A 6,779-nucleotide genomic window follows, 5' to 3' on the forward strand; every position below is an offset into this window, starting at 1 on the left:
AAAGGGAGAACTTTATGGCAGACTATTTAGTACGCGGCCTCGGCTTTGACGGCCATGTCCGTGCATTTGCAGTGAATACAACAGAAACAGTCGGCGAAGCACAGCGCCGCCACCAAACATGGCCTGCTGCAACTGCAGCACTCGGTCGTTTAATGACAGGGGGTGTCATGTTCGGCGCAATGCTAAAAGGGGACGACCGCGTCACATTGAAAATTGAAGCAGGTGGCCCAATCGGCCATCTGCTTGTCGATAGCGATGCCAAAGGCAATGTGCGCGGCTATGTCTCAAACCCGCAAACCCATGTCGACAGCAAAGGCGGCAAACTCGATGTCAAAGGCGTCGTCGGCACCGACGGCATGCTATCGGTCGTCAAAGACCTCGGCATGCGCGATTACTTCACCGGCCAGTCGCCGATCGTCTCCGGGGAAATCGCGGAAGATTTGACCTATTATTTTGTTGTCTCTGAACAAGTGCCGTCGTCAGTCGGCCTTGGCGTGCTCGTCGATACCGACAATTCGGTCCTCGCCGCGGGAGGCTTTATCATCCAGCTGATGCCGGATACGGACGATGAGACCATCACTGCCATCGAAAAACGCTTAGCTAAAATAGAACCTGTCTCTTCCATGATCAAGCGCGGGCTTTCCCCGGAAGAAATTCTGGAAGAAGTGCTTGGACAGGGAAATGTCCAAATTCTCGGAAAAACACCTGTGCAATTCAGCTGTGATTGCTCTAAAGAGAAGTTCGCTGAAGGGCTCATCGGCTTAGGTGCCGCAGAAATCCGTGAAATGATCGAAACGGATGGTCAAGCAGAAGCGGAATGCCATTTCTGCCACGAACAGTACCACTACAACAAAGAAGAATTGGAAGCGTTGCTCAATGAAATCGAATCGAATTAATACCGCACCTCCGGCAAAAAAGCGCCATTTGAAAACGAAACCGGTCCTTTTGGTAATCGGCATCTTGCTACTGGCCAATTTATTTTGGTTTATCGCCTGGCTCATCCCGAACGGCAGCAGTGCAGCGAATGAAGAAGTCGCAGCAGTCGACGGCGAAGAAATCACCCGCGCCGAATGGATGGCGGCGATGGAAGAACAGCACGGCCGCGGCGCCTTGCTTGAGTTAGTCAATGAAAAAGTCATGGCCGCAGCAGCAGCCGATTATGATATTGAGGTATCCGATAAGGAAATCGACCTCGAACTTGCGATGATACGGACTGCACAAGACGGAACAGAAGAGCTGCTCTACGCCAGCGACACGGAGCGCCAGCGCGAAAAAGTGAAAGCGCAATTGATCTTAGAGAAAGTATTGACGAAAGATGTTCTGATCGAAGAACAGGCTATCAAAGATTTCTACGAAGACAACCGTGCGATTTATGAAGTCAAAGATTCCTACCGGACGAGCATGATTGTCCTCAATTCCAAAGCAGAAGCGGAAGAAGCAATAAAAGAACTTGATAACGGTTCGAGCTTTGAAGCGCTCGCGCGTGAACGTTCGATTGATAACGCTACTGGCAACCTTGGTGGAGACATTGGTTTTGTGTCGCCGAATCAACCGTCAATTGACCAGCAAATTACAGCAGCGGTAGCGGATATCGATCCCGGTACTTGGTCGCAGCCGCTTGCGCTCGATGATGGGCGCACAGCCATTATCATGGTCAAAGAAAAAATCGAAGGTCGAACATTCAGCTACGACGAAGTAAAAGAACATATCAGCCGCGAACTGGCACTTGAACAATTGCCTCAATCCGTATCTCCTGAAGCATTTTGGCAGGAATTCAATGCTGAATGGTTCTACGGTGAATAAAGGGCGCATACATACGCCCTTTTCCTAAGGATTGACAGTTCCTAAGACAGTTGATAGGATAAAAGAAATAATGTCGACAAAAATACTAGGGATTAGGAGTGGTAAGCATGGCACGAGTAGGAAATTCGATTACTGATTTGATTGGGCATACACCAATTGTGAAATTAAACCGGTTGACAGGTCCTGAGGATGCAGAAGTGTACGTGAAATTGGAATACTACAACCCAGGCTCTAGCGTTAAAGACCGGATCGCATTGGCGATGATTGAAGCAGCTGAAAAATCCGGTGACTTGAAATCCGGTGATACTTTGATCGAGCCGACAAGCGGCAACACGGGAATCGGCCTCGCCATGATTGCTGCAGCAAAAGGCTACCGTTCTGTTTTGGTTATGCCGGAAACAATGAGCATGGAACGTCGCAACCTTTTGCGCGCATACGGAGCAGAATTAGTGTTGACGCCAGGTCCGGACGGAATGAACGGGCCGAACGGCGCCATCAAGACAGCCGAAAAACTCGCAGCTGAAAACTCCTGGTTCATGCCGCAGCAATTCAACAATCCGGCAAACCCAGAAGTGCATCGTTTAACGACTGGCCCTGAAATCGTGGAAGCGATGGATCAATTGGATGGATTTATTTCCGGCATTGGGACAGGCGGCACCATTACAGGCGCTGGGCAAGTGTTGAAAGAACATTTTCCGAACATCCATATTGTAGCTGTCGAGCCGACCGATTCCCCGGTCTTGTCCGGAGGTAAACCTGGTCCCCATAAAATTCAGGGCATCGGCGCTGGATTTGTTCCGGCCGTATTGAACACAGAAATCTACGATGAAATCATGCAAGTAAGCAACGAGCAATCCTACGAGTTCGCCCGCAGAACTGCCCGCGAAGAAGGCATTCTCGGTGGCGTTTCATCAGGGGCTGCTATCTATGCAGCGCTCCAACTCGCAAAGCGTCTCGGAAAAGGCAAGAAAGTATTAGCGATCTTGCCGTCGAACGGCGAGCGCTATTTGAGCACTCCGCTATATCAATTCGATGAAAATTAATAAATGACAAAAGAGCCTGCTGATTCAGCGGGCTCTTTTATTGTGGCAAAAAGGCATGCATTCACGATAAGATGAAAGTAGTTTGAAGACTTTTATTTCCTAGGAAATAACCAATTTCTTTATTTCATAGATGGACGGTGAATTTGGATGAACCTAAACTTAAACGAAAAAACACACGTGATGGGAATTCTTAACGTCACGCCGGATTCCTTTTCCGACGGCGGACAATTCGATAATGTCGAAAAAGCAGTCTCTCGCGCCAAGCAAATGATCGGAGACGGTGCGGCAATTATCGATGTTGGCGGTGAATCGACGCGCCCAGGACACACGCAAATTTCAGATGAAGAGGAAATCGCGCGAGTCGTTCCAGTTATTAAGGCGCTCAAAGAGCAGACGCATGCACTCATTTCCATCGATACCTACAAATCGGCCGTCGCCAAAGCAGCTGTCGAGGCGGGCGCAGACATTATCAACGACATCTGGGGCGCGAAATACGACCCTGAAATCGCTAAAGTCGCAGCTGATAAGCAAGTGCCGATCATCCTTATGCACAACCGGTCAAAAGCTGTTTACGATGATTTTTGGTCGGACGTCCGGGAAGATTTAACGGAAAGCATCCTTATCGCACGAAATGCAGGGGTGCCGAACGATCATATTTGGCTGGATCCTGGCATCGGATTCGCCAAAACGCTCGCGCAAAACGTTGAAATGATGCAACATCTCGATCAACTTGTAGCGATGGGTTATCCGGTGCTGCTCGGCACTTCGCGCAAATCGTTTATTGGAAAACTGCTCGATGTACCGGTTGATGAGCGTCTGGAAGGCTCTCTCTCGACCGTCGCATTTGGTGTAATGAGAGGCTGTCAACTTGTCCGTGTACATGACGTAAAAGAAACGGTACGCACAGTTAAGATGATGGATTTCTTGACTGGAATGACCGAGGTGGAGGGAAATTGATGGATTATATTCATTTGAATGAAATGGAGTTTTACGGTTACCATGGTGTATTTCCGGAGGAAACAAAGCTCGGTCAACGCTACAGGGCTACGGTGACATTGGCGGTCGACTTGAAGCGCGCCGGAGAAACTGATGAACTAGAGTATACAGTCCATTACGGTGAAGCATACGAAACGTGTCGTGAGATTATTGAAGGGACACCAAAAAAACTGGTAGAGGCCGTGGCTGAGACTGTAGCAGCCGAACTCTTGAGCCGGTTTCCGCTTGTCCAAGGCGTGCGCGTTCAGTTGATTAAACCCGATCCGCCGATCCCGGGCCATTACAAATCAGTTGCCATCGATATCACGCGGGGGAATTTCTAATGAACATCGCTTATTTGTCACTCGGTTCGAATTTAGGAGACCGTAAAGCGCAACTTCAAGAAGCGGTTCGGTTGCTTCAAGCACACACAGGAATTTCTAATGTGAAAATATCTTCCATCTATGAGACGGCTCCTGTTGGCTTCATTGAGCAGTCCGCTTTTTTGAACCTAGCCGTTCGTTTGGAGACAGAGCTTTCTGCGCTCGACTTGTTGGATGTCTGTCAGGAGATTGAACAGGCGTTGCACCGAGAGCGTCTTGTCCATTGGGGCCCGCGTACGGTAGACCTTGACATTTTGCTATATAATCACGACAATATGAAAACGGAGAGGCTGGTTATCCCACACCCTCATATGCAGGAGCGGGCTTTTGTTCTCGTTCCGCTCCGAGAGCTCATACCTAAGCTGATTCTTCCGGCGGATGTGGAAGCACAAGAGTTAAGGTTATGGAAAACCTATAGTGACACAAATGCTTTTATATATGATCACGAGTGATCACAGAAACTTTAAAAGCTGAAAAGGAATTTAGAACAGCCTGAAAACAAGTGGTAAAAGAGAACCTGTTTCAAGAAAAGCTGACGATACCTTAAGCAGTGTAAGTGAGATGAAAAGCTGCCGCCGAACATTGGCAGCTTTTTCTTATGTAGCGGCATGAGAAATTGTGTACAATGGATAAATACACGAAAGCACGTGGTTTTAACATAAAAGGAGTGTAGGACATGTCAGAAGAATTGAATGACCAATTATTGGTGCGGCGCCAGAAAATGCAAACTTTCCGTGATCACGGACTCGATCCGTTCGGCAAGCGTTTCGAACGCACGCATCTTTCGAAAGAGATCGTGGAACAATACGATCAGTTCTCTAAAGAAGAGCTAGAAGAAAAATCGGTTGAAGTGATTATCGCAGGGCGTATCATGACAAAGCGCGGTAAAGGGAAAGCTGGTTTTGCACACTTACAAGACTTAAAAGGCCAACTTCAAATCTATGTCCGCAAAGATGCAATCGGCGAAGAATCATACGAATTCTTTAATACAGCAGATCTCGGCGATATTATCGGGGTTCGCGGGACTGTATTCAAAACAAATGTCGGCGAACTTTCTGTTAAAGCCCAAGAAGTGGAGTACTTAACGAAAGCCCTTCGCCCGCTGCCAGAAAAATTCCACGGCCTAAAAGATGTTGAACAGCGTTACCGCCAGCGTTATCTCGATTTAATTGTAAGTGAAGAAAGTAAAGAGACGTTTATCCTTCGCAGCCGTATCATTCAATCGATGCGCCGTTACCTGGATAACGAAGGCTTCTTGGAAGTTGAAACGCCAATGCTTCATTCAATAGCGGGTGGAGCGACAGCGCGCCCGTTTGTAACTCACCATAATGCGTTGGATATGGAATTGTATATCCGTATCGCCATCGAGCTTCACTTGAAGCGTCTTATTGTCGGTGGGTTGGAAAAAGTCTACGAGATTGGCCGTGTTTTCCGCAACGAAGGAATCTCAACACGCCATAACCCAGAGTTCACGATGTTGGAGCTCTATGAAGCATACGCTGACTATAATGACATAATGGAACTGACGGAAAACTTGATCGCTCATACAGCACAAGAGGTTCTTGGTAACACCACTGTCCGATATGGCGAAGAAGAAATCAACCTGGCTCCAGGTTGGACGCGTCTACATATGGCAGACGCTGTTAAAGAGTACACAGGTGTGGACTTCTGGAAACAAATGTCGAAAGAAGAAGCTCAAGCGCTTGCTAATGAGCACGGCATCGAAATTAAACCGACGATGGAAGTTGGGCACATCCTAAATGAATTCTTCGAACAAAAAGTCGAGGAGCAGTTAGTGCAACCAACATTTATCTATGGACATCCAGTCGAAATTTCTCCTTTGGCTAAGAAAAATCCTGAAGATGAGCGTTTCACGGACCGCTTCGAATTATTCATTGTACGTAGAGAACATGCGAATGCTTTTACTGAATTAAACGATCCAATTGACCAGCGCGAACGTTTCGAAGCTCAATTAGTAGAGAAAGAAGAAGGAAACGATGAAGCGCATGAAATGGATGATGATTTTATCGAAGCACTTGAATATGGTCTACCGCCGACAGGAGGCTTGGGCATCGGAATCGATCGCCTAGTCATGTTGCTGACTAATTCTGCCTCGATCCGAGATGTATTATTGTTCCCGCAGATGCGTCCAAAAGAATAGTAAAAAAATAAAGCCAAATAAGCCGAATAGCTTGTTTGGTTTTATTTTTAAAATACTCTTGCGCTAAAGTTGAATAGGTGGTAAGATACTTCTTGTCGCGTTTTTAGAAAATGCGTGGTACAAAAAAGCGAGAAAATAACTATTGACTCTTAAAGGAGAGTTTGATAGTATATAAAAGTCGCTGTCATATAAGCGCCTATGAACCTTGAAAACTGAACAGCAAAACGTCAACAATACAGCCGCGAGTGATCGCGGCGAACTTACTGATCAGCGCAAGCAGATCAAAGCGAATCGCGCGTCTACGGACGGCGATACGCCAGCAACGATTGAGCAATCAACACTACTCTATAATGGAGAGTTTGATCCTGGCTCAGGACGAACGCTGGCGGCGTGCCTAATACATGCAAGTCGAGC

General features: G+C 47.4%; 7 protein-coding genes and 1 rRNA gene. All 8 read left to right on the plus strand.

All coding sequences use genetic code 11. The features are described 5' to 3' along the window. Window positions 1–14: 14 nt before the first annotated feature. Window positions 15–896: an Hsp33 family molecular chaperone HslO gene (gene hslO, locus ACFO5U_RS13355; RefSeq protein ID WP_377279606.1), complete on the plus strand. Its 882-nt coding sequence runs from the start codon at window positions 15–17 to the stop codon at window positions 894–896. Then, a complete protein-coding gene (locus ACFO5U_RS13360; protein ID WP_377279607.1) occupies window positions 877–1,803 on the plus strand; it encodes a peptidyl-prolyl cis-trans isomerase in 927 nt (308 codons plus the stop codon). The genes hslO and ACFO5U_RS13360 overlap by 20 nt, the downstream gene beginning before the upstream one ends. Window positions 1,804–1,910: 107 nt before the next feature. Further along, window positions 1,911–2,846 (plus strand): cysteine synthase A, encoded by a 936-nt coding sequence (gene cysK, locus ACFO5U_RS13365; protein ID WP_377279608.1) that lies wholly within the window; start codon window positions 1,911–1,913, stop codon window positions 2,844–2,846. A gap of 147 nt (window positions 2,847–2,993) precedes the next feature. Then, window positions 2,994–3,803: a dihydropteroate synthase gene (folP, locus tag ACFO5U_RS13370; protein ID WP_377279609.1), complete on the plus strand. Its 810-nt coding sequence runs from the start codon at window positions 2,994–2,996 to the stop codon at window positions 3,801–3,803. Further along, window positions 3,803–4,165 (plus strand): dihydroneopterin aldolase, encoded by a 363-nt coding sequence (gene folB / locus ACFO5U_RS13375; protein ID WP_377279610.1) that lies wholly within the window; start codon window positions 3,803–3,805, stop codon window positions 4,163–4,165. The genes folP and folB overlap by 1 nt, the downstream gene beginning before the upstream one ends. Beyond that, complete coding sequence (gene folK, locus ACFO5U_RS13380) at window positions 4,165–4,656, plus strand: 2-amino-4-hydroxy-6-hydroxymethyldihydropteridine diphosphokinase (RefSeq protein WP_377279611.1); 492 nt, start codon at window positions 4,165–4,167, stop codon at window positions 4,654–4,656. Before folB ends, folK begins: the two co-directional genes overlap by 1 nt. 224 nt (window positions 4,657–4,880) lie before the next feature. After that, a complete protein-coding gene (gene lysS, locus ACFO5U_RS13385) occupies window positions 4,881–6,365 on the plus strand; it encodes a lysine--tRNA ligase (protein ID WP_377279612.1) in 1,485 nt (494 codons plus the stop codon). Window positions 6,366–6,712: 347 nt separating this feature from the next. Then, window positions 6,713–6,779 (plus strand): 16S ribosomal RNA (locus ACFO5U_RS13390); the annotation flags it as partial.

The sequence above is a fragment of the Planococcus dechangensis genome, from assembly GCF_042654465.1.
GTDB classification, from domain to species: Bacteria; Bacillota; Bacilli; order Bacillales_A; family Planococcaceae; genus Planococcus; species Planococcus dechangensis.